The sequence below is a fragment of the uncultured Frigoribacterium sp. genome, from assembly GCF_963515265.1.
Lineage (GTDB): Bacteria > Actinomycetota > Actinomycetes > Actinomycetales > Microbacteriaceae > Frigoribacterium.
Genome location: NZ_CAUPYL010000248.1, coordinates 1 through 3,177, shown reverse-complemented (window position 1 = coordinate 3,177; position 3,177 = coordinate 1). Strand labels below are relative to the sequence as shown.

The window sequence follows — 3,177 nt, the reverse complement described above, 5'->3', positions numbered from 1 at the left end:
CCCGGACGGCCCGGCCCGGCTCGGCGCGGCCCGGCCAGAACACGGGCTGCGGAGGCGAACAGGGACGCCGCAGGCGTGGGCCAACGCCGGCGGCGTCCCTTTTCCCCTGCCCCACGGCTCACTGTCCCCTACGGCCCGCCGTGCGGCCCGCGGGCCGCTGAGCGGAGGGCGGCGCAGCCGGCCGACCGTAGGTGAGGCGACGCAGCGCCCACTCGGCGGGGCCCTGGCGGCCGACGCGCTCGAGCAGCACCGCGACGACGACCGTGACGAGCCAGACCCCGACGGCGATCAGCGAGATCGTCAGGGTGCCCGCGCCGACCCCGAGGCCGAGCGCCCACGGCTTCAGCAGCAGCACGAAGAGGACCGACTGCAGCAGGTAGCAGGTGAGCGAGCGCCGACCGACGGCGACGAGCGCCCGCACGGGCGCGGCGGCGGGGACGAGCACGGAGGCGGTCCGCGCCTCCTTCGCACCGACCCACCAGCCGACGAGGCCCAGCAGGGCGAGGGCGCCGACCACTCCGGTGGCGCCGTGCAGGACGCCGAGCAGGTACAGCACGGCGGGACCGGCGTGCCAGGCCCCGACCGTGGCGAGCACGAGCGGGAGGGCGCCCAGCACGCTGACGGGGAACCCGACGAGCGCGAGACGACGCAGCAGTGGGAGGTGCTCGGCAGGGCGCTCGAGGACGCGGCGGCGTCCGAGGAGCGTGCCCAGCACGGCGAGGGGCAGGAGCATGCCGACGGTGAAGGGCGCGGTGAAGACCAGCCCCACCAACGCGAGAAGACGCCAGAGCGCGTCGCCCAGGACGGTGCCGACGTCGACGGGCAGGCCGTCGATCCCCCCGGGGCCGCCACCGGCGAGACCGTCCAGGCCGGCCGCCGCGAGGAAGACCACGAGGGTCGACCAGCCCACGATCCGGAACGCGCGGTCGGTCGCAGCGAACATCGCGGCGAGGACGAGCCCGAGCAGCCCGTAGCTGAGCAGGACGTCGCCCTCGAAGAGGAACACGATGTGGAGGGCCCCGAACACGCTCAGCCAGAGGCTCCGCCGCAGGAGGAGCGCCCTGGCCCTGCCGCGCGGCACGCCCCGTGACGCCTGGCGCTGCACGAGCACCGTGAAGCCGTACGCGAAGAGCAGGGTGAAGAGGGGGAACGAGCGGTTGTCGACGAAGGTGCCGACGAGGACGTCGGCCACGTGGTCGCCCGTGCTGCCGTCGACCGGACGGGCCAGCGGGCCTGTGACACGGTCGGTCACGTAGTACACGCTGTTCGCGAGCGCGATGCCGAGCAGGGCGATCCCGCGCAGCAGGTCGGGGGCGACGAATCGGCCGGCCGCGGCCACGGGGCCGCTGTAGGCGACCGGAGCACCGGCGGCTGGCCCGGCCGTCGGGACGCCGAGGCCGACCGGCGGGGCCGCCGGCAGAGCCGGCGCGGGAGGCGAGGGGACGGCGGCTGGGACGGCATCCGGTGTCGAGGTCACGCCTCCAGCGTGTCGGATCGGCGGCTGCCGCGCCTCAGCCGGTCGGCCGAGGTCGCTCGGCCGAGGCCGGTCGGCCGAGGCCGATCGGCCGGGATCAGTCGAGCGGCAGCTTGGCGGAGAGCTCGGCGTCGGACGGCTCCACCAGGTGGCTGCCGTCAGGGAACACGACCACGGGGATCTGCGTGCGGCCGCTGATCGCGAACGCGCGGTCGGCCCCGTCGTCGACCGACTCGAGGTCGACGTAGTCGTAGGCCACGCCCTCGCGGTCGAGCAGGGCCTTCGAGCGGCGGCAGTCACGGCACCACTCGGCGCCGAACATGAGGATGCGGTCAGGGGCTGCGTCGGACATCCGCCCATCGTACGCTCGGCCCCCTCGGGGTCCGTCCGGCCCGCTTCCCCCCCGTGCAGACGGCCACCGCGAACGGTTCAGGCGAGCGGCCCCACCGGCGACGCCGTCTCGGCGCCGCGTCCCGTCTCGGCCGTGCGGGACGCGAAGACCTGGCGGAGGCGGACGACGGCGATCTCGACCATCTGGGCCCCCACCTCCTGCTTCTCGGCCTCGTCGTCGAGCTTGAGCCGACGGTCGAGCTCCGCGACGACCTCGTCGCGGCTGCGCCCGGCGGTGCGGATGACGAAGGCGCGACCGAAGCGCTCCTCGTACACCGCGCCTCCCTCGGCCAGGGCCTTGACGAGCTGGGGGTCGTCCGTCTCGTGGGAGGCGCGCTCCTCACGACGCCCGTACTCGTCGGCGCCCGCGTCGCCCGTGGCGGGCTCGGCGACGAGGTCGTGGTGCTCGAGCGCCTGGTCGACCTCGTCGGACGTGAGCGACCCGGCGCGGCGCGCGACGGCGATCAGGGCGTCGACGTCGTCGAAGGGCGTCTGACCGGCCACCTCGTCGACCCAGCGAGGCACGGACAGGGCGGTGGCCAGCCGCTCGCGCAGCTCGCCTTCGGGGAGGTCGATCATGCCGTGAACTGTATCCGGCGGACGCCCGCGCGGCCCCGCGCGGCTGGTGCGGGGCAGGGCCCGGCCCCGGCGCGGCGGCGCGCGTGGCTAGGTTGGGCGCATGCGCATCGCCCTCGCCCAGATCTGGAGCACCCGTGATCCGGCCCGCAACCTCCGTGAGGTCGAGCGGGCAGCCGAGGAGGCGGCAGCCGAGGGAGCCGAGCTGGTCGTGTTCCCCGAGGCGGCCATGACCGCGTTCGGCTCCGACCTCGCCGCGTCGGCCGAGCCGCTCGACGGCCCCTGGGCCTCGGCCGTGCTCGGCCTCGCCGAGCGGCTCGGCGTCACGATCGTCGCCGGCACGTTCACGCCGGGGCAGGAGGGCACGGTGCGGAACACCCTCCTCGTGGCCGGCCCGGGCGGCGAGCTGGCCGCGAGCTACGACAAGGTGCACCTCTTCGACGCGTTCGGCCACGCGGAGTCCGACTCGGTGGAGGGCGGCGACGAGGCCGTCACCGTGGCCGTCGGGAGCGGCGGCGACTCCGCCCGTGCTGCCGTCGTGGGCCTGGCCACCTGCTACGACGTGCGGTTCCCCGCGCTGTTCCTCGCGAACGCCGCGTCGGGCGCCGAGGTCAGCGTCGTCGCCGCGTCCTGGGGCGACGGGCCCGGCAAGGTCGACCAGTGGCAGCTCCTGACCCGCGCCCGCGCCGCCGACAGCACGACCTTCGTCGTCGCCGTCGGGCAGGCCGACCCCGCGG

The 3,177-nt window shown here is 75.6% G+C and carries 4 protein-coding genes; 1 reads left to right on the top strand and 3 read right to left on the bottom strand.

The features are described from left to right. Positions 1-118: 118 nt before the first annotated feature. The 3 genes from RWM17_RS13405 to RWM17_RS13395 all read right to left on the bottom strand — a co-directional run bounded on the left by RWM17_RS13405 (position 119) and on the right by RWM17_RS13395 (position 2,443). Positions 119-1,477, bottom strand: coding sequence for a DUF418 domain-containing protein (locus tag RWM17_RS13405; protein WP_314104467.1), 1,359 nt, complete (start codon positions 1,475-1,477; stop codon positions 119-121). A 94-nt stretch (positions 1,478-1,571) separates the two neighbouring features. After that, the gene (locus tag RWM17_RS13400; protein WP_123547970.1) at positions 1,572-1,826 is read right to left on the bottom strand and encodes a glutaredoxin domain-containing protein; all 255 of its coding nucleotides are present in this window, start codon (positions 1,824-1,826) and stop codon (positions 1,572-1,574) included. A 77-nt stretch (positions 1,827-1,903) separates the two neighbouring features. Next, positions 1,904-2,443, bottom strand: coding sequence for a 2-oxo-4-hydroxy-4-carboxy-5-ureidoimidazoline decarboxylase (locus tag RWM17_RS13395; RefSeq protein WP_314104464.1), 540 nt, complete (start codon positions 2,441-2,443; stop codon positions 1,904-1,906). Between the two features lie 100 nt (positions 2,444-2,543). On the opposite strand from RWM17_RS13395, the gene RWM17_RS13390 reads away from it, so the two are divergent. Continuing rightward, positions 2,544-3,177, top strand: a 634-nt coding sequence (locus RWM17_RS13390; RefSeq protein ID WP_314104461.1) for a nitrilase-related carbon-nitrogen hydrolase, incomplete at its 3' end; no start/stop codon positions are given.